This is a genomic window from Pseudomonas palleroniana (assembly GCF_022836895.1).
Lineage (GTDB): Bacteria > Pseudomonadota > Gammaproteobacteria > Pseudomonadales > Pseudomonadaceae > Aquipseudomonas > Aquipseudomonas palleroniana.
Window position 1 is genome coordinate 3,390,527 of record NZ_CP092411.1, and the last position, 18,854, is coordinate 3,409,380.

Here is an 18,854-nt window from a genome sequence, read left to right on the forward strand (position 1 = left end):
TTTTGACCATGAGCCATACCCTAGCCTTGTGTCGGTTCCTTGCGCAGCTGAATTACGAGCAGCTGCCGGAAACGCTGCTGGCGCGCACCGAAGAGCTTTATCTGGATTGGCTGGGCTCGGCCCTGGCCAGCCAGGGCATGCATCCGATCCCGTTGTTTGAACGCTATGCACAAAAGATGGGGCCCGGCAGCGGCCCGGCACAGGTGATCGTCAATGGTGGCAGCAGCAGTGCGTACTTTGCCGCCCTGGTCAACGCCGCCGCCTCGCACCTGGTCGAGCAGGATGACCTGCACAACAGCTCGGTGCTGCATCCGGCCACCGTGGTGTTTCCGGCTGCCCTGGCCGCCGCGCAGGACCTCGGTAAATCCGGGCGTGAGCTGCTGCTGGCGTCGGTCGCCGGTTACGAGGCCGGGATTCGCATCGGCGAATTCATGGGCCGTTCCCACTACCGAATCTTTCATACCACGGCCACCGTCGGCACGCTCGCCGCTGCGGTGGCGGTGGGCAAATTGCTGGGTTTCAACCAGGAGCAGTTCGTCAACCTGCTCGGCAGTGCCGGCACCCAGGCCGCCGGTTTGTGGGAGTTTCTGCGCGATGCCGCAGACTCAAAGCAACTGCATACGGCCAAGGCTGCGGCGGATGGTTTGCTCGCCGCTTACCTGACAGCGGATGGGTTGACCGGCGCGCGCAATATCCTGGAAGGCGATCAGGGCTTGGCGGCCGGCATGTCCCAGGATGCGCAGCCGAGCCGCTTGTCTGCCGGCCTCGGGAACCGCTGGGCGTTGCTGGAGACCTCGTTCAAGTTCCACGCGTCGTGCCGTCACACCCATCCTGCCGCAGACGCGTTGTTGCACCTGATGCAGCGTGAGGGTTTGAGGGCCGCCGATATGGCCCACGTGCAAACCCGTGTCCATCAAGGCGCAATTGACGTACTGGGGCGCGTGAAAGTGCCTGCCACCGTGCATCAGGCCAAGTTTTCCATGGGCACGGTACTGGGCCTGATCGCGGTGCATGGCAAGGCCGGGCTGACCGAGTTCCACGAACTGGCGTTGAGCGATCCGGCGGTGGCCAGCTTGCGCGACAAGGTCAGCATGACCCTCGACCCCGAGGTCGACGACGCCTACCCGCAACGCTGGCTGGGCCGCGTTACGGTCACCACCACCGATGGCCGCACCCTGCACGGCGCGATTGACGAGCCCAAAGGCGACCCGGGCAATACCTTGAGCCGCGTCGAACTGGCCGACAAATTCCGCCGGCTCTGTCAATTCAGCGGCGCACGCACACCGGCACAGGCCGATGCCCTGATCGAAAAAGTCTGGAACCTGCGCAGCGCAGCGTCCATGGCCCACTGGCTCTGAGGAACTGCCATGACTCATCAACGACCGCTGGACGGCATCACCGTCGTCAGCCTGGAACACGCGATTGCCGCCCCGTTTTGTACCCGTCAGTTGGCCGACCTGGGCGCTCGGGTGATCAAGATCGAGCGCCCCGGCGCCGGTGACTTTGCCCGTGGCTATGACGAGCGGGTGCGCGGCCTGGCCTCGCATTTCGTGTGGACCAACCGCTCCAAGGAAAGCCTGACCCTGGACCTCAAGCAGGACGAGGCAGGATCTATCCTCGAAACTTTGCTGGCCGATGCCGATGTGCTGGTGCAGAACCTGGCACCCGGCGCGGCGGCCCGCATGGGCTTGTCGTTCGAGGCGCTGCATGAGCGTTTCCCGCGGCTGATCGTCTGCGATATTTCCGGTTATGGCGAAGGCGGGCCTTACGAAAAGAAGAAGGCTTATGACCTGCTGATCCAGAGCGAAGGCGGCTTTCTGTCGGTGACCGGTGGCCCAGGTGACGAGCAGATGGCCAAGGCCGGTTGTTCGATTGCCGACATCTCCGCCGGCATGTACGCCTACAGCGCCATCCTCTCGGCGCTGTTGCTGCGTGGCAAGACGGGGCAGGGTAGTCGCATCGACGTGAGCATGCTGGAAAGCCTGGTGGAGTGGATGGGCTACCCGATGTATTACGCCTTCGATGGCGCCCCGCAACCACCGCGTGCCGGTGCGGCGCACTCGACGATCTACCCCTATGGGCCGTTCCCGACCGGCGACGGCGGCACGGTGATGCTCGGTTTGCAAAACGAACGCGAATGGGCGGCGTTCTGCGACAAGGTGCTGCTCACCCCCGAGCTTGCGACGGATGAGCGTTTCAGCGCGAACTTCAAGCGTTCGGCCAATCGTGAGGTGCTGCGCGCGATCATCGTCGACCGCTTCGCGCAGCTGGATACCGAAGCCGTGATCCAACGCCTGGAGCATGCGCAGATCGCCAGTGCCCGGGTCAACGATATGCAAAGCGTGTGGGACCACCCGCAACTCAAGGCGCGGGACCGCTGGCGTGAAGTCGCAAGCCCCGCTGGCCCGTTGCCGGCGTTGTTGCCGCCGGCACGCAATACCGCGTTTTCGCCGCGTATGGACGGGGTGCCGGCGCTGGGGCAGCACAGCCAGGCCATCCTCCATCAGATCGGTTACTCGGCTGATGCCATCGACCGCCTGCGCACGCGTGGCGTTATCTGAAAAGGAATGTCAGTGATGTCCCAATCTTTAGTTCGTTCAGCCCTGTTTATCCCCGGCAGCCGCCCGGAACGTTTCGCCAAAGCCCTGGCCAGTGGGGCCGATGCGGTGATCGTGGATTTTGAAGATGCGGTGGAAGAACCGCTCAAGCGCCAGGCACGGGATAACCTCGCGGCGTTTTTGACCGCCCAGCCTGATGCCCGGGTGTGGGTGCGCATCAATGCGCCTGAGCATGCCGAGCATTTTGCGGATGTGGCGTTTTGCAAAGCCCATGCGAATGTGGCCGGTGTGCTGTTGCCGAAGGTGGAGAGTGCCGCCCAGGTAGCCGTGGTGGCCGCCGCCGGTAAAGTGATCTGGCCGATTATCGAAAGCGCACGGGGCTTGCTGGCCATCGCCGAGATCGCCCATGCGCCGCAGGTGGAGCGTCTGTCATTTGGTGGACTGGATCTGGCCCTGGACTTGAACCTGAGCAGCCAGTCGGCGGCGGCACGGTTTGCGCTGGATCAGGCGCGCCTGTCGCTGATCGTGCATTCCCGCGCCGCCGGCCTGGTTGCGCCTCTGGATGGCGTACATCCGGCAATTGACGATCCCGAGGGCCTGCACCGTTCGATCCGCCATGCCTATGAAATGGGCTTCGCCGGAGCGCTGTGCATCCATCCCAAGCAGGTCGCGGTGATCCATGCCGCCCTGGCGCCCAGCGCCGAAGACCTGGCCTGGGCCAGGCGCGTCGTGGAGGCCGGAGCCCATGGGGCAGGGGCCTATCAGATCGATGGGCAGATGGTGGATGCGCCGGTATTGCTCAGAGCCCAACGATTGTTGGCAGCCCGGACCTGACTGCAAAAACCGGATTGAACGTGGGAGGGGGCTTGCTCCCGATGACAGTGGATCAGTACCTGATGTGTTGACTGACACGCCGCTATCGGGAGCAAGCCCCCTCCCACAGGCGTGTCGATTGTTTATGCGGTTGGCGTTCAGTTTGGCAGAACGCAGGTATCTGGAATTCTAAATTCACTAAACGCTTTACATCAGGCACCTTGCCTCACAACACAACAATAAGAAGGTGATTTTCCATGCTCAAGCTATCCCGGGCGCTGCTGTGCGCCGCCACCTTGTTTGCCGCAGGCCTGGCCCAGGCGGCGGACCCGATTGTGATCAAGTTCGCTCACGTGGTCGCCGAGAACACCCCCAAAGGTCAAGGCGCGCTGCTGTTCAAGAAGCTCGCCGAAGAGCGTCTGCCGGGGCAGGTCAAGGTCGAGGTATACCCCAACTCGTCGTTGTTCGGTGATGGCAAGGAGATGGAAGCCCTGTTGCTGGGCGACGTGCAGATGCTCGCACCTTCGCTGGCCAAGTTCGAGCAATACACCAAACAGGTGCAGATCTACGACTTGCCGTTCCTGTTCAACGACCTGGCGGCCGTCGACCGTTTCCAGGCGGCCCAGGGCAAGGAGCTGCTGACCTCGATGCAGGGCAAGAACATTCTCGGCCTGGCCTATTGGCACAACGGTCTCAAGCAACTGTCCGCCAACAAGGCACTGCATGAACCCAAGGATGCCCGTGGCCTGAAATTCCGTGTGCAGGCTTCCAGCGTGTTGGAAGAACAGTTCAAGGCGATCCGCGCCAACCCGCGCAAGATGAGCTTTGCCGAGGTCTACCAGGGTCTGCAGACCGGCACGGTCAACGGCACGGAGAACACCTGGTCGAACTACGAAAGCCAGAAGGTCAACGAGGTGCAGAAGTACTTCACCGAGTCCAACCATGGCCTGATCGACTACATGGTGATCACCAACGCCAAATTCTGGAATGGCCTGCCGCCAGACGTGCGCAGCACCCTGGAGCAGATCATGGCCGAGGTCACCGTCGAGGTGAACAAGCAGGCCGAAGCGCTGAACCAGTCGGCCAAGCAGAAAATCATCGACGCCAAAACCAGCGAAATCATCGAGCTGACACCCGAGCAACGTGCGCTCTGGCGCGAAGCCATGCGCCCGGTATGGCAGAAGTTCGAAGGGGAGATCGGGGCTGATCTGATCAAGGCGGCGGATGCCGCCAACCAGTAACACCCCGAGCCTTGCACTTACCTATCTCTGCCTCGCGAGGTTTTGCCATGCAAACGCTAAGGCGCGTCTGGGAGCACCTGGAGGAAGGCTTCATTGCCTTCCTGCTGGCCGCCATGACCCTGGTGACATTCGTTTACGTGATGCTCAACAACATCTACACGCTGTTCTTCGCCCTGGCCGATAAATGGGCTGTGAGCAGCGGGTTTTTCAATGCCCTGGGTGACCACACCATGACCTGGGCGCAGGACATGACCTGGAGCGTGGCACTGACCAAGGCCATGTTCGGCTGGCTGATCTTCTTCGGTATTTCCTATGGCGTGCGGACCGCCGGGCATTTGGGTGTGGACGCTCTGGTCAAGCTGACCCGGCGCCGCGTGCAACGCCTGCTGGGCATGCTGGCGTGCCTGTGCTGCCTGGCCTACGCCGGGTTGTTCATGGTCGCCAGCTACAAATGGGTCAGCGCGGTGATGACGGCTCATATCGGCGCCGAAGACCTCGACCAGTACGGCGTCGATGTCGGTGACATCGTAGTGATCGTGCCCATCGGGTTTGCGCTGGTGTTTATCCGCTACCTGGAAATCTTCTACCGCCTGTTCACCCACCGTCAGGTCGGGTTGGGGCTGGCCGACGAGGCCGGTGAGGCCAGCAAGTTGGCCGGCAGCCATGAGGAGCGTCACTGATGGCCGTGCTCTGTCTGTTTTTGCTGTTGTTCGTGTTCATGTTCCTTGGCGTGCCGATCGCGATTTCCCTGGGACTGTCCGGTGCGGTGTCGATCCTGATGTTCAGCCAGGACTCGGTGAGCTCGCTGGCAATCAAGTTGTTTGAAACCTCTGACGCCTACACCTTCCTGGCGATTCCGTTCTTCCTGCTGTCCGGTGCGTTCATGACCACCGGTGGCGTGGCGCAACGGCTGATCGACTTCGCCAACGCGTGTGTCGGCCATATCCGTGGCGGCCTGGCGATTGCGGCGGTATTGGCGTGCATGCTGTTTGCGGCATTGTCAGGCTCGTCACCGGCCACGGTGGCGGCGGTGGGCTCGATTGCCGTGGCCGGCATGGTGCGCTCCGGGTACCCCAAGGAGTTTGGCGCAGGGATCATTTGCAACGCCGGCACCCTGGGCATCCTGATTCCGCCTTCGATTGTGATGGTGGTGTACTCGGCGGCCACTGAAACATCAGTGGGCAAACTGTTCATGGCCGGGGTGGTGCCGGGGTTGCTGCTGGGCTTGATGCTGATGGTCACGATTTATATCGTTGCGCGCATCAAGAAACTGCCGGCGCAGCCGCGCGCGACGTTGCGTGAATGGCTGACCTGTGCGCGTCGGGCGTTCTGGGGCTTGCTGTTGCTGGTGATCATCCTCGGCGGCATCTACAGCGGCATGTTCACCCCGACCGAAGCGGCGGCCGTGGCGGCGGTGTATTCGGCGTTCGTGGCGTTGTTCGTGTACAGGGACATGAAGCTGCGCGACTGCCCCAAGGTGCTGCTGGAGTCCGGGCGCCTGGCAATCATGCTGATGTTTATCATCGCCAACGCCATGCTCTTCGCCCACGTGCTGACCACCGAGCAGATCCCGCAGGAAATCACCGCCTGGGTGATCTCTGAAGGGCTGACGCCGATTGGCTTCCTGATCATGGTCAACATTGTGCTGCTGGTGGCCGGCAGCTTCATGGAGCCGTCGGCTATTGTGTTGATCCTGGCGCCGATCTTCTTCCCGATTGCGATGAAGCTGGGCATTGACCCGATTCACCTGGGGATCGTGATGGTGGTCAACATGGAAATCGGGCTGGTGCATCCGCCGGTGGGGCTGAACCTGTTCGTGACCTCGGCGGTGACCGGGTTGACGCTGGGGCAGACCATTCGTGCAGCGATGCCGTGGTTGATGATCCTGTTGGTGTTCCTGATCATGGTCACCTACTTGCCGTTTATTTCCCTGGCACTGCCGCACTGGCTGGGCATGTAGCGCGGTCAAGCGGTGTGGGAGGGCAAGCCGCTCCCACACCCAGGCGCTATTGGTCCATGGCACTCAAGATCGCATGGGCCACCTTGACCCGTTCGGCATTCGGGTAGTTCTTGTTCGCCAGGATCACCACACCGATGTCCTTGCTCGGTACGTACGCCACATACGCGCCGAAACCACGGGTAGAGCCGGTCTTGTTGAACAGCACGTTGGCCGGTTGCACGCGCGGTGTACTCAGCCATTGAACCTTGTGCGGCTCCATGGCCATCGGCGTGGAGTTGCCGTCAATCAGCGCTTGCAGCGTGATGGGGTAGGGGTAGGACTCCCAACCCAGGCCCTGGGTCATGCCGTTGACCGTGTAATAACCGGTCTGGGTGGTGGCGATGGCCTGCTGCAACGGCTTGCCCAGGGTCTGCGGGTGCAGGTTGGCGATCACGTAGCGGGCCAGGTCCTGGCTGCTGGTCTTGATGCCGTAGGCTTCGCTGTCCAGGGCGCCGGGGCCGACGCGTACGGGTTTCTGGGCGCTGTCATAGCCTTGGGCGTAGTCGCCAGCTCGGGCAGCGGGGACGCTGACGTAGGTGTTCTTCAAGCCCAGCTTGGGCAGCAGGGTTTTCTCCATGGCGGTATTGAAGGGTTGCCCCAGGCTTTGGGCCGTAAGGTAGCCGAACAGGCCGATGCTCGGGTTGGAATAGAGCCGTTGGGTGCCGGGGGCGTAGGTGGGTTTCCAGTGTTGGAAGTAGTTGAGCATGGTCGCGGCGCTGTCGGCGGCGTCGGGAAACTGCAGGGGCAGGCCGCCTGCGGTGTAGGTTGCCAATTGCAGCAAGCTGATGCCGTCGAAGGCACTGCCGGTCAATGCGCTCAGGTGCTCACTGGCCTTGTCCGACAGCTTGAGCTTGCCGGTGGCCTGCGCATACCCGCCCAGGGTGGCGGTGAAGGTTTTACTGACCGAGCCGACTTCAAACAAGGTGTCTTCGGTCACGGGCTTCTGGGTTTCCCTGGACGCCAGGCCGTAGTTAAAGTATTGCACCTGGTCCTTGTTGACCACCGCGACCGACACGCCCGCAATGCCTTGTTGTTGCATCAGGGGTTGAACGCTGCTGTCCACGACCTGGCGCATATCGGTGGCCGCCATGCAGCTGCCGGAGCCGAGCAGTAAAGCGCAAATCAGAAGTTTTTGTAGAGGGGCATTCATGGTGACTCGCTTCCCTGTAGGTGATGTACTGACGATTGGGGCCTGCGCAGGCGTGGCAAATCTAGGTGGATTCCGGCTTTGCGGCAAACGATGATATCTTGCAGCTGGCATTAGAAAAATTAAGGTCAAGGCATGCTTCGCTCTCATCTACCGCTGAATGCCCTGCGCGCATTCGAGGCTTCCGCCCGCCACCTGAGCTTTACCCGCGCAGCTATCGAGCTGTGCGTGACCCAGGCCGCAGTCAGCCATCAAGTGAAAAGCCTGGAAGCGCAACTCAATGTCACCTTGTTCAAGCGCCTGCCACGCGGCCTGATGCTCACTCGCGAGGGCGAAACCTTGCTGCCTGTGCTGCGCGAATCGTTTGATCGCATCGCCCATACCTTAGGCCAATTCGAAGGCGGGCATTACCGTGAGGTGCTCACCGTGGGCGCCGTCGGTACCTTTGCCGTGGGGTGGCTGTTACCGCGTCTGCCGGATTTTCAAAGTCGTTACCCGTTTATCGACCTGCGCCTGTCGACTAACAACAACCGCGTCGACGTCGCCGCCGAAGGGCTCGACTACGCCATCCGTTTCGGTGCAGGCGCCTGGCATGGCACCGACGCCTGCCAATTGCTGGCGGCACCGCTGAACGTACTCTGTGTGCCGCACATTGCCGAGCAGTTGCAGGTGCCCGCAGACCTGTTGAAACACACGTTGCTGCGCTCCTACCGGGCCGATGAGTGGACCCACTGGTTCCAGGCGGCCGGGTTGCCCGCCGATACCGTGGTGCCGCGCAGCATCATGTTCGATTCATCCTTGGCCATGATGGAGGCGGCGCTGCAAGGCATTGGCGTGGCACTGGCCCCGGCGATGATGTTTTCGCGGCAGCTGGAGAGCGACGTCATCCGCAAACCGTTCGACATTGGCATCACCACCGGCAGCTATTGGCTGACCCGCCTGCAATCGCGGGCCGAAACCCCGGCCATGCTGGCATTCAAGGGCTGGCTGAAAGAGGCGGCTGGGCAGGGCTGACAGTTTTATCTTTGAAACAAAATGAAACATTCGTCACGGGCTACCCTCTACCGTAGCCCCTACCGAGTGCCTTCATGAAAAGTCCGCGCCCCTCCGACCGTATGCCCCACCTCACGCAATTGCGCAACCTGAAGATGGCCCGTTCCGCCCACGCTTATGTGCGTGGCAGTACGGTGCAGTTTTATGAATGGCTGCACAGCCAACCCGGTCGACGCTTGCCTCATGGCCCGGCTATCTGGATCTGCGGCGATTGCCACGCGGGCAACCTGGGCCCGACCGGGGATATCAAGGGGCGCATCGACATGCATATTCGCGACCTCGACCAGACCGTGATCGGTAACCCGGCCCACGACCTGGTGCGCCTGGCCCTGTCCCTGGCGACCGCCGCTCGCGGCTCGGACCTGCCGGGCGTGACGACCGCCCGCATGCTCGAAGAAATGATGGTGGGCTACGAACAAGCCTTCAAAGACAAACCCGACGAAGTGCCGCCACGCCCGTCCCAGGTCAAGGCCGGCATGCGCAGCGCAGTTGAGCGCACCTGGAAGAACCTGGCGCGTGAACGTATCGAAAATGCACGGCCGAGCATCCCGTTGGGCAAGCACTTCTGGTCGCTGTCGCGTGCGGAAAAGAGTGCCCTGCAAAGCGTCTGTGCGTCCGATGAGATCCAGCAACTGGTGACGTCACTCAAGGGCCGTCCCAAAGACGCCAAGGTCGAGCTGCTGGACTCGGCCTATTGGGTCAAGGGGTGCAGTTCCCTGGGCTTGCTGCGTTATGCGGCGTTGTTGGGAGTGGGCGACAAGGACGAGCAGGAATACTGTCTGATCGATATCAAGGAAGCGGTCGGCGCCGCCGCCCCCCGTGCGCCGCGGGCGAAGATGCCCAGGGACAACGGCCGCCGCGTGGTGGAAGGCGCCCGTCAGCTGTCACCGGGCTTGGGTGAGCGCATGGTCGCCACGCGGTTTCTGGATCACGGCTTCTTCATCCGCGAATTGCTGCCCCAGGACATGAAGCTGGAACTGGACGAGTTGAGCGAGACGGATGCCATGCACGCCGCTGGTTACCTGGCCCGCGTCGTCGGGATCGCCCATGCCCGGCAAATGGACCGCGACACACGCAAGGCGTGGATGTCGGTATTGCAGGAGAACCGTTCCAGGCAGTTGGATGCGCCTTCCTGGTTATGGACCAGCGTGGTGCAACTGGTGGGCAGCCATGAGCAGGGCTATCTCAACCATTGCCGCAGGTATGCGCTGGAGCACTGACCTCGACAACAACGACATCCAAATGCGACGCAGGGTCAGGTGTGGCGAGCAAGCTTGCTTGCGCTGGGGGGCGAAGCGCCCCCATAAAGCGGGAGACTGCTGCGCAGTCAACGGGAGCAAGCTCCCTCGCCACAGCAAGCTCCCTCGCCACACAAGCCCGCCCCACAGGACTCATGACATTCAGGCCAGATACTTGCGGAACCAGCCGAGGGTGCGTTCCCACGCCAGGTTCGCGGCCGCCTCGTCGTACCGTGGCGTTGAGTCATTGTGGAAGCCATGGTTGGCGCCTTTGTAGAGGTACGCCTCATAGGTCGTCCCGGCCGCCTTCAAGGCTTTTTCATACGCCGGCCACCCCTCATTGATCCGCGTATCCAGCTCGGCGTAATGCAGCATGACCGGAGCCTTGATGCGCGGCACGTCCTTGGCCTCCGGTTGGCGCCCATAGAACGAGACCGCCGCACCCAACTCCGGATAGGCCACCGCCGCTGCATTGGTCACGCCACCGCCGTAACAGAAACCGGTTATCCCGACTTTGCCGGTGCTGGCGTCGTGGTGCATCAACCACTCGATGGCGGCGAAGAAGTCGTTCATCAGCTTTTCGGGATCGACTTTCTGCTGCAGCGCCACGCCTTTTTCATCGTTGCCCGGGTAGCCGCCCACCGATGTCAGGCCATCCGGCGCCAGGGCGATAAAACCGGCCTTGGCCAGGCGCCTGGCGACGTCTTCGATATACGGGTTGAGGCCCCGGTTTTCATGCACCACCACCACGGCCGGCACCTTGCCACTGGTTTTGGCCGGGCGCACCAGGTAACCGCGCACGGTACCGTTGCCTTTGGGCGAAGGGTAGGTGATGTAATCGGCGACGATATCCGGGTCGGTGAATTTCACTTGCTCGGCCAGGGCATAGTCGGGGCTCAGGGCCGCCAGCAACGCGGAGGCGGTGAGGCCACCGAAGGTAAACAGCGCGGCGCGGTCGAGAAACTCACGACGGTTGAGCTTGCCGTGGGCATAGCCGTCGTAGAGTTCCAGCAGTTCGGGGGCGAAGTCTTTCGCGGTGAGACGCGTCATCGGGGCAGTCCTCGGGAGCGGTGGCGTTCACTGTAGACCAGGATCAACCTTCGCGGCCATGGGCGGCGGCGGCCAATTGCCCGGTGTCGACGCGCACGAACACCGAGTCGCCGATGGCCGTGAGGACGTCGCCGGCGTACACCTCGCAGACCACGCGGCTTTTACGCCCGACCTCGCCCTCGACCCGTGCACGCAGGGTCAGTGTCACGCCCATGGGCGTCGGTTTGATGAATTTGATCCCGAGGTTGCCGGTCACGCAGTCGATGCGCGGCAAGGTGCCGGGTTCACGCTGCTCGGCGCGGTAGTGGTAGGCCATGGCGGTCCAGTTGGAATGGCAGTCCACCAACATGGCGATCAGGCCGCCGTAGACCAGGTCCGGCCAGCCGGTGTATTGGGGCTGGGGTTGATGTTCGGCGATCAGGTGGACGCCATCGGCATCCCACCGGCTCTTGATGTGCAAGCCATGCGGGTTGCTGCCACCGCAGCCGTAGCAAATGCCTTGCGGCGCGGTGATGTCCTGCAGAGAAGGGGGCAGCATGCAAAATCCTTATTGTTCTGGGCGACTACTCTGTTTAACAGCCCACGGGCAGAATGGGAACCAGGCGTCCTTACTTCTTGCGGAGCGTTGCATGAACCGTCGAACTTTCCCCGCTGTGCTGCTGGTGCTTGCCCTCATTGGTTGCTCCAGTGCCCAGGCCGTGGAGTACAAGGACGTCAACCGCACGGCGAGCCAGATCAGCTTTACCTTCCAGCAGTTCGGGCAGCGGGTGTATGGCACCTTCAGCGATTTCGAAGGGACGCTGACATTCGACACGCAGAGGCCCGAGGCTGCCCATGCGTTGCTCAAGATCCAGCTGGCCAGCATCGACGCCGGCAGCCCGGATGCCAACACCCAACTGCAGCAACCTGCCTGGTTCGACACCGCGACCTACCCGGTGGGCGTGTATGAATCCAGCGGTGCCGTCGCCTTGGGCGAGAACCGCTACAAGATCAGCGGCCACCTGACGATCAAAGGCATCACGCAGCCGGTGGTGATCGATGTGCTGCTCAAGGAGCAGGGCGGCATCGGTGTATTCGACGGCGAGTTCGTGCTCAATCGCGCAGACTATCGGATCGGCGAGGGTGAGTGGGCGGGCAACAGCGTGGTGTCCAACGACATCCACATCAAATTCAAGATGGTCGCCCCTCAACGTTAACGTGCGAAATGCTTGGCCCCGGCCACGCAGCCGATCACGGCCAGGGTCACCAGCAGCATGCCAAGGCTGACCTGTTCATGCAGCAGGCCCGCCGCCAGCGCCAGGCCGAAGAACGGTTGCAGCAACTGCAACTGGCCGACGGCGGCGATACCGCCCTGGGCCAGGCCGCGATACCAGAACACAAAACCGATCAACATGCTGAACAGCGACACGTAGCCCAGGCTCAGCCAGGCGGGCAACGGGATGCCGCTGAAACTGTGCGGCGCCAGGATCACGCTCAACGGTGCCACCACCGGCAATGACACCACCAGCGCCCAGCAGATCACCTGCCAGCCGCCCAGGCTGCGCGACAACCGGGCGCCCTCGGCATAACCCAGCCCGCACACCAGTACCGCCAGCAGCATCAGCAAATCGCCCGCAGGCGCGGCGCTCAAGCCTTGAGCGAAGGCATAGCCCATCACCAGCGCGCTGCCCAGGATTGAAAACAGCCAGAACACCGGCCTTGGCCGCTCACCGCCACGCAATACGCCGAATACCGCCGTGGCCAGGGGCAGCAGGCCGATAAACACGATTGAATGCGCCGACGTCACGTATTGCAGCGCGAGGGCAGTCAGCAGGGGGAAACCGATGACCACGCCCAGGGCGACGATCACCAGGGGCATGTATTGCCCGCGCGAGGGGCGTTTCTCCTTGAACAACCGCAGTAGCAACAGGCCGAGCAAGCCGGCGAGGGTGGCGCGGATCAGGGTCAGAAATACCGGGTCAAACGCCATCACGGCCAGGCGTGTGGCGGGCAATGAGCCGCTGAAAATCACCACGCCGATAAAGCCGTTGATCCAACCTTGGGTGCTGCTATCGAGGGTGCTGAACCGCGAGGTACGTTCCATGGAAGATGCCCGAAGAAAGAAAAGTTGCGTGTCCGGCATCCTAGAAGTGAAGATTGAGACAATCAAAAAATTGTCATGGATACACCGCCTATGCCGCGCGCCCGCTACAAGTCGCTGGTCGACCGCTTCGCCGCCGATATCCGCAGCGGGAAAATGCCGCCTGGCACGCGGTTGCCGACTCACCGGCAGTTGGCCGCCGAGCATGGCCTGGCCCTGGTCACCGCCAGTCGCGTGTATGCCGAGCTGGAGGCCATGGGCCTGGTCAGCGGTGAGACCGGCCGTGGCACGTTTGTCAGGGAGATTGCGTTGCCGCCGGGGCAGGGCAGTGGCCAGATGATCGTCGCTACGGGCGTGCTCGACCTCAACTTCAACTACCCCGCGTTGCCTGGCCAGGCCGACCTGTTGCGCACTGCGTTGCGCCAGTTGGCCCTGTCGGGTGACCTCGAAGCCCTGTTGCGCTATCAGCCCCACGCCGGTCGCCTGCACGAGCGCGCAGCGGTGGCGCGGCACTTGTTGAGTCGGGGGTTGGCGGTGGACGCTGAACAGGTGCTGGTGGTCAGCGGCGCCCAGCACGGCTTGGCGGTAAGCCTGATGGCATTGCTCAAGCCCGGTGAGGTGATCGCCGTGGACGCGCTGACGTATTCGGGCTTCAAAGTGCTGGCCGAGACCCTGCACCTGGAGGTCGTCGCGATTCCGGTCGGTGCCGAGGGGCCGGACCTTGAGTTCCTGCAGCGTCTGTGTCGCCAGCGACCGGTGCGCGCCGTGTATAGCATTCCGACCTTGCACAACCCTTTGGGCTGGGTGTTGAACCTGGCACAGCGTGAGCAACTGGTCGAGATTGCCCGTCGGCACAATCTGATGATTATCGAAGATGCGGCCTACGCATTTCTCGCCGACGACGCGCCACTGCCCTTGGCGAGCCTGGCGCCGGAGCGCACGGTGTATGTCGGTGGCTTTTCCAAGAGTGTGGCCACGGGACTGCGCGTCGGTTTCATCGCTGCGCCGCTTGCCTGGGTGAAAGGGTTGGAGCGCAGGATCATGGCCACCACCTGGAACGTGCCGGGGGTGATGAGTGCGATTGCCGTGGCCTGGATCGAAGACGGCACCGTGGCGCGGCTGGAGGCGCAAAAACGCCAGGATGCCCGGATGCGGCAGGCTTTGGCGGCGCAGGTGCTGAAGGGTGTTGATTATATCAGTCACCCCTCGTCGTACTTTCTATGGTTGCCGCTGGGGGAGGATGCCCGCGCTGACCAGATCGCCATGACCTTGCAGCGCGAGCAGATTTCCGTGTCCACCGCTGAGCCGTTTGCGGTCTCGGCCTACGTGCCCCACGCGTTGCGTCTGGCGCTCGGCTCGGTGGAAATACCGGCGTTGCGCGAGGCGTTGCTCAAGGTGCGCAAGGTGGTGGCATGGTGAGTCAGTACTTGTAGGCTTGACGCCCGATCAGCAGCCACTTGCCTTGCTGTTTCTGCCAGACCTGGAAGTTGTCGATATCGGTGGGCACTTCGACGCCGCTGTTCACCGCCAAGGCGTGAAAGTGGTTGCGCACCAAGGCGGTGTCGCCGTCGAGCGTGATGGTCTGGTTCTGCATCTCCAGGGTCTTGAATGCGCTGGTGTGGTTTTCCAGGTCGGCGATGAATTGCGCCTTGTTCTGGACCTTGCCGCTGGAGTGGCCGTAGGTGAGCTTGTCGGACGTCAACGCGTGCAGTTGCTTGAGGTCCAGGTGGAGCATGGCTTGGGTCAGTTGGTCGACGGCCTGCGCCACCTCTTTTTCGGCGGGGGCGGGCGCGGCTGAGACCGCAGCGGAAAACAGGCACAGAAAACCGATCAGCACTTTGATGTTGGGCATGGGTGTTTCCTTATTGTTGTCAGGGGGTACGAACACTTAAGTCGTCGTACAACCATGCCGTATTTTTAATCTGCAAGGAAAGTGAATTTTTTGAATGCCTTTGAAATATTGGCATAGGTCACGCTTTAAATAGTGTGCGACATCATATGACGTCTCAACACTTGCTCAGTTTCTTTCTGGAATTTGCCCCACTTCCTGCCTTTGTGGCACATGGCTATGCTAGCGCCACACTGATCAAATCCACCAGGAAGCCAGCCATGCTACCGAACCCAAACTACCAGGCCGTTCAACCCTCCGTCGGTGCAGGGAGGCCGTTTGCGAAGCCGGCGTCGATCAAAATCGACATGATCGCTATCGCTCGGGGTTGATGCGTTGATGATTACCCAAGGCATGGAAGTATTGATTGACTACGGCCTCCACTTGGCGCCGGGTCTGTTGCTGTTCGGGCTGTGGTTTGCGCTGACGCCCAGCACCTTGTCCGCAATGCGCATCCTGATCCTGCTCGCGGCGTTCGTATTGATGCGCGACGTGATGACGCCGCTGGGCATGTGGTCACTCGGCAGGGAGGCGCAGATCGCCTTCACCCACAATACGTTCGTATTGGCCATGCTGGGTGGTTTATCGGCGTTGCTGATCCTGTTGCTGGCGCGGATCGCTCCGCAGTTGTGGCAGATGGTGCGCTGGTCCATCGGCAATCCGGCTGTTGGCCTGGCCGTGGGACTGTTGGTGGGCTGCCTGATCGGTGTGCCGCTACGGGTTCACCAAGGTATCGACGCGTCCGCGATCCATGGCTATTGGGTGTGGCTGCCGGGCATGCTGGTATTGGCTTACGGCGCCAACGCGCTGGAAGAGGTGTTGTTTCGCGGGTTCCTGCAGGGTTACCTGGAGCAGCAGCTCACGCCGTTGCGTGCCGCCTTGATCAGCGGCGTGGCCTTTGCCGCCTGCCATACGTTCCTGGCCTTGAGTGTGACCCAACTGGGTGCGACGGTGTTGCTGTTCACCCTGATCGAAGGGCTGGCCTGCGCCTGGGTGCGGATGCGTTATGGCGTGTTGCCAGCCACGCTGACCCATGGCACGGCCATTTTGTTGATAGCCGTGCCGTTGGTTTGAAATGCAGTCGAAAGTGGGAGCGGGGCAAGCCCCCTCCCACAGGTTATCCGTCGTCGACTCAATCGCTTAACTGACAGGCATTAGGGCTTGCCCGATATCAGTCTGCCGCCAAGGGCGGAGTACGCGGGGGAATCACGCGTTTGCTGCCGGTGGCTTCAAACGCCGAAGCGAAGCGCAGCAGTTGCGAGTCGTCATAGGCACGCCCGGCAAAGGTCAGCCCCACCGGCATGCCGATGTCCGCCATCATGCCCATCGGCACGGTGACGGTGGGCACACCCAGATGGCGAATGGCGAGGTTGCCATTGGCGACCCAAACCCCGTTGCTCCAGGCAATATCGGCACTGGTTTCGTTCACATCGGCATCTGCCGGGCCCACGTCGGCCACGGTCGGGAACAGCACGGCGTCCAGCCCCAGGTTGTCCATCCAGTCTTCCAGGTCAATCCGCCGGGTTTGCTCCAGGCCCCGCAGGCCGTCGGGCACGGTGCTGATCTCATTCCACGGTGTGATGCCACGTTTGGCCATGCGCACGTACTCGTCCATGCCGGCGGCCAGGTCGTCTTCACGGTTGGGCAGGGTGCCCGGGTCGTGCGGGAAGATCTGCGGGCCGTCGACATCCGCCAGGCGATTGAGGGTCGGGTCGCCATTGGCACGCAGGAAGTCATCGAAGGCCCAGGCCGACAGCTCCCACAGTTCGTCGTGCAGGAATTCCTTGGACACCAGGCCGCGGGTAAACACGGTCGGCGCGCCGGGGCGGTCGCCTTCGCAGTTGGACACCAGCGGGAAATCCACCTCGATCACCTCGGCGCCGGCGGCTTCCAGCGCCTGGCGGGCGGCCTGCCACAGGTCGATCACGCTGGCACGGGTGTTGATCTTTTGCCCGGTCGGCCCGCCGATCCCGGGTTTTTCGCTGGTGCCGGCCTCGGGGTCGGCGTTGATGTACATGCGCGGCACGCCGAAGCGTTTACCTGCGAGCGACTCGCGAGGCGCTGCCAGTTCAGCGTAGGAAGCCGGGCGCACCGAGGCCACGCTCGGGATCGGCACCCAGGGTTGCAGGCGCCACAGGTCGCCACGGGTGTCGGGGTCTTCGGCGACCACCACATCGAGCACCTCCAGCAGGTCGGCCATGGTGCGTGCATACGGCACCACCACGTCCATGGTCGGCGTCAACGGCCAGTTGCCGCGCACCGAAATCACCCCACGGGACGGGGTGTAGGCACACAGGCCATTGTTGGACGCCGGACCGCGCCCGCTCGACCAGGTTTCTTCGGCCAGGCCGAATGCGGCAAAGCTGGCGGCTGTCGCGGTGCCTGCGCCGTTGGAGGAGCCGGAAGCAAAGGGCGCGGTGAGGTAGTCGGCGTTGTACGGGCTCTCTGCGCGACCATAAACGCCGCGTTGCATCCCGCCATTGGCCATCGGCGGCATGTTGGTCTTGCCCAGGCAGATGGCGCCGCCGGCCCGCAGGCGCTCGATGGTGAACGCGTCGCGATAGGCCGTCAGCTTGGCGAAGGCCGGGCTGCCCGAGGCGGCCGTCAGGCCCTTGACCAGGTAGCTGTCTTTGGCGGTGTAGGGGATGCCATCCAGTGGTCCCAAGGTTTCGCCCTTGGCCCGACGCGCATCGGATGCCTTGGCTTCTTCAAGGGCCTGGGGGTTGCGCACCACCACGGCGTTCAAGGCCGTGGCCGTCTGCGGGCCGTCATAGGCATCGATCCGCGCCAGGTAGGCCTTGACCAGTTCAACGGCAGTGGTCTGGCCGGTTTCAAGCGCCGCGCGCAATTGGGCAATGGAGACTTCGGTAACTTGCATCACGTTTTTTTCGCCGCCTTCAGGTGGGAGGTATGGCGGCAGTCTACGGACAGATATTTCACAAAACCAGCGCCGCATAATCCGCGTAGGCGGCACGCATTACTTGCCATGTAGCCGCGTCAGCGGGAATCAGATGTTCGATCCGCAGTGAGGTCAGGGTGATGTCCTGGGGCATGCCGAAGGTGGTGAAGGTCGACAGGAAGTTCAGTTCGCCCCGCTTCGAACGGATACGCGTCAGCACCAACGGCGGCATCGACCCGGGCAGTTCGGTGCCGGCCGGTGTCGGTAAACCCGCCAATAACGTGGCCAACCCAGGATTACCCAGTGCTTCGCGGGTTGCCCGTTGCCAGGCCAGGCTGCGGATTTCCTCGGCGTTGATCAGGTGATCGCCCAGGCCACCTGTCTGCAGCAGCGTGGTGAGCAGGTTGATGCCATCGGCCGCATCCGGCGGGATACCCACCAGTTCAAACAACACGCCGGTACTCGCGTTCGCCGCCAACACTTCCCACTGGCTGCCCAGCAGAATCGCTGGTGCAGGGTTGTTGGCATGCAACACATGGCTGACCGCTTCGCGAATCGCTGCCATGGCGGGCGATGCCAACGGGGTGGCGGCGTAGCGGGGGGCATAACCGGCGGCGAGGAACACATGGTTGCACTGCTCCAACGGGGCTTCCAACGCCGTCAGCAGATTATGCAAGGTGCCCGGGCTCGGCTTGGCGCGGCCGGTTTCGATGCAACTGAGGTGACGCTGCGAGACGCCCGTGATCAAGGCCAGGTCCAGTTGGCTCAGGCGGGCGTGGCGGCGCAGTTGGCGTAACAGTTCGCCGGCGCTGACGGTGATGTCCATGGCGTGGTCATGACCTCCGAGGTCATTGCGAGGGCCGCCACCTTATCACTAGGGTGGGCCTC

At 62.5% G+C, this 18,854-nt stretch carries 18 protein-coding genes; 11 read left to right on the forward strand and 7 right to left on the reverse strand.

What is annotated here, in order from left to right; translation table 11 throughout:
- The first annotated feature begins 8 nt into the window (after positions 1-8).
- The 6 genes from MJP36_RS15435 (at position 9) to dctM (ending at position 6,572) form a co-directional block, all read left to right on the forward strand.
- A complete protein-coding gene (locus MJP36_RS15435; RefSeq protein ID WP_244383365.1) occupies positions 9-1,358 on the forward strand; it encodes an MmgE/PrpD family protein in 1,350 nt (449 codons plus the stop codon).
- Positions 1,359-1,367: 9 nt separating this feature from the next.
- Positions 1,368-2,561, forward strand: a complete 1,194-nt coding sequence (locus MJP36_RS15440; protein WP_244383366.1) for a CaiB/BaiF CoA transferase family protein — start codon at positions 1,368-1,370, stop codon at positions 2,559-2,561.
- A gap of 15 nt (positions 2,562-2,576) precedes the next feature.
- Positions 2,577-3,392, forward strand: a complete 816-nt coding sequence (locus MJP36_RS15445) for an HpcH/HpaI aldolase/citrate lyase family protein (RefSeq protein WP_244383367.1) — start codon at positions 2,577-2,579, stop codon at positions 3,390-3,392.
- Positions 3,393-3,628: 236 nt separating this feature from the next.
- On the forward strand, positions 3,629-4,612 hold the full coding sequence (gene dctP, locus MJP36_RS15450) for a C4-dicarboxylate TRAP substrate-binding protein DctP (protein WP_060752657.1): 984 nt from the start codon (positions 3,629-3,631) through the stop codon (positions 4,610-4,612).
- A gap of 47 nt (positions 4,613-4,659) precedes the next feature.
- Complete coding sequence (locus MJP36_RS15455; protein ID WP_104993945.1) at positions 4,660-5,292, forward strand: TRAP transporter small permease; 633 nt, start codon at positions 4,660-4,662, stop codon at positions 5,290-5,292.
- Positions 5,292-6,572, forward strand: coding sequence for a C4-dicarboxylate TRAP transporter large permease protein DctM (gene dctM, locus MJP36_RS15460; RefSeq protein WP_060752659.1), 1,281 nt, complete (start codon positions 5,292-5,294; stop codon positions 6,570-6,572). Before MJP36_RS15455 ends, dctM begins: the two co-directional genes overlap by 1 nt.
- Before the next feature lie 46 nt (positions 6,573-6,618).
- Here the strand turns inward: dctM and ampC are convergent, their stop codons facing one another.
- Positions 6,619-7,761 carry a class C beta-lactamase gene (gene ampC, locus MJP36_RS15465; RefSeq protein WP_244383368.1) on the reverse strand — a complete coding sequence of 381 codons (1,143 nt, stop codon included), beginning with the start codon at positions 7,759-7,761 and terminating at the stop codon, positions 6,619-6,621.
- 132 nt (positions 7,762-7,893) lie between these two features.
- Between ampC and MJP36_RS15470 the strand changes: the two genes are divergently transcribed.
- Both MJP36_RS15470 and MJP36_RS15475 read left to right on the forward strand, forming a co-directional pair.
- The gene (locus MJP36_RS15470) at positions 7,894-8,772 is read left to right on the forward strand and encodes a LysR family transcriptional regulator (protein WP_060752661.1); all 879 of its coding nucleotides are present in this window, start codon (positions 7,894-7,896) and stop codon (positions 8,770-8,772) included.
- A gap of 74 nt (positions 8,773-8,846) precedes the next feature.
- Positions 8,847-10,031 (forward strand): DUF2252 family protein, encoded by a 1,185-nt coding sequence (locus MJP36_RS15475; protein ID WP_104993943.1) that lies wholly within the window; start codon positions 8,847-8,849, stop codon positions 10,029-10,031.
- A 180-nt stretch (positions 10,032-10,211) separates the two neighbouring features.
- On the opposite strand, the gene yghX is transcribed toward MJP36_RS15475, so the two are convergent.
- A complete protein-coding gene (yghX, locus tag MJP36_RS15480; protein ID WP_104993942.1) occupies positions 10,212-11,099 on the reverse strand; it encodes a YghX family hydrolase in 888 nt (295 codons plus the stop codon).
- Positions 11,100-11,142: 43 nt separating this feature from the next.
- Positions 11,143-11,637, reverse strand: coding sequence for a PaaI family thioesterase (locus tag MJP36_RS15485; RefSeq protein ID WP_090370729.1), 495 nt, complete (start codon positions 11,635-11,637; stop codon positions 11,143-11,145).
- 91 nt (positions 11,638-11,728) lie between these two features.
- Here MJP36_RS15485 and MJP36_RS15490 point away from each other — a divergent pair, with 91 nt between their 5' ends.
- Positions 11,729-12,295 (forward strand): YceI family protein, encoded by a 567-nt coding sequence (locus MJP36_RS15490; RefSeq protein WP_060752665.1) that lies wholly within the window; start codon positions 11,729-11,731, stop codon positions 12,293-12,295.
- Here the strand turns inward: MJP36_RS15490 and MJP36_RS15495 are convergent.
- The gene (locus MJP36_RS15495) at positions 12,292-13,182 is read right to left on the reverse strand and encodes a DMT family transporter (RefSeq protein ID WP_104993941.1); all 891 of its coding nucleotides are present in this window, start codon (positions 13,180-13,182) and stop codon (positions 12,292-12,294) included. The genes MJP36_RS15490 and MJP36_RS15495 overlap by 4 nt on opposite strands.
- A 90-nt stretch (positions 13,183-13,272) precedes the next feature.
- Here MJP36_RS15495 and MJP36_RS15500 point away from each other — a divergent pair, with 90 nt between their 5' ends.
- Positions 13,273-14,598 carry an aminotransferase-like domain-containing protein gene (locus MJP36_RS15500; RefSeq protein ID WP_244383369.1) on the forward strand — a complete coding sequence of 442 codons (1,326 nt, stop codon included), beginning with the start codon at positions 13,273-13,275 and terminating at the stop codon, positions 14,596-14,598.
- 1 nt (position 14,599) lies between these two features.
- Here the strand turns inward: MJP36_RS15500 and MJP36_RS15505 are convergent, their stop codons facing one another.
- Positions 14,600-15,031 (reverse strand): nuclear transport factor 2 family protein, encoded by a 432-nt coding sequence (locus tag MJP36_RS15505; RefSeq protein ID WP_060752668.1) that lies wholly within the window; start codon positions 15,029-15,031, stop codon positions 14,600-14,602.
- A gap of 375 nt (positions 15,032-15,406) precedes the next feature.
- Here MJP36_RS15505 and MJP36_RS15510 point away from each other — a divergent pair, with 375 nt between their 5' ends.
- Positions 15,407-16,141, forward strand: a complete 735-nt coding sequence (locus MJP36_RS15510; RefSeq protein ID WP_244383370.1) for a CPBP family intramembrane glutamic endopeptidase — start codon at positions 15,407-15,409, stop codon at positions 16,139-16,141.
- A gap of 97 nt (positions 16,142-16,238) precedes the next feature.
- On the opposite strand, the gene MJP36_RS15515 is transcribed toward MJP36_RS15510, so the two are convergent.
- Both MJP36_RS15515 and MJP36_RS15520 read right to left on the reverse strand, forming a co-directional pair.
- Positions 16,239-17,948 (reverse strand): amidase, encoded by a 1,710-nt coding sequence (locus MJP36_RS15515; RefSeq protein ID WP_244383371.1) that lies wholly within the window; start codon positions 17,946-17,948, stop codon positions 16,239-16,241.
- 55 nt (positions 17,949-18,003) lie between these two features.
- Positions 18,004-18,792, reverse strand: coding sequence for a helix-turn-helix domain-containing protein (locus MJP36_RS15520; RefSeq protein WP_244383372.1), 789 nt, complete (start codon positions 18,790-18,792; stop codon positions 18,004-18,006).
- Positions 18,793-18,854: the final 62 nt, after the last annotated feature.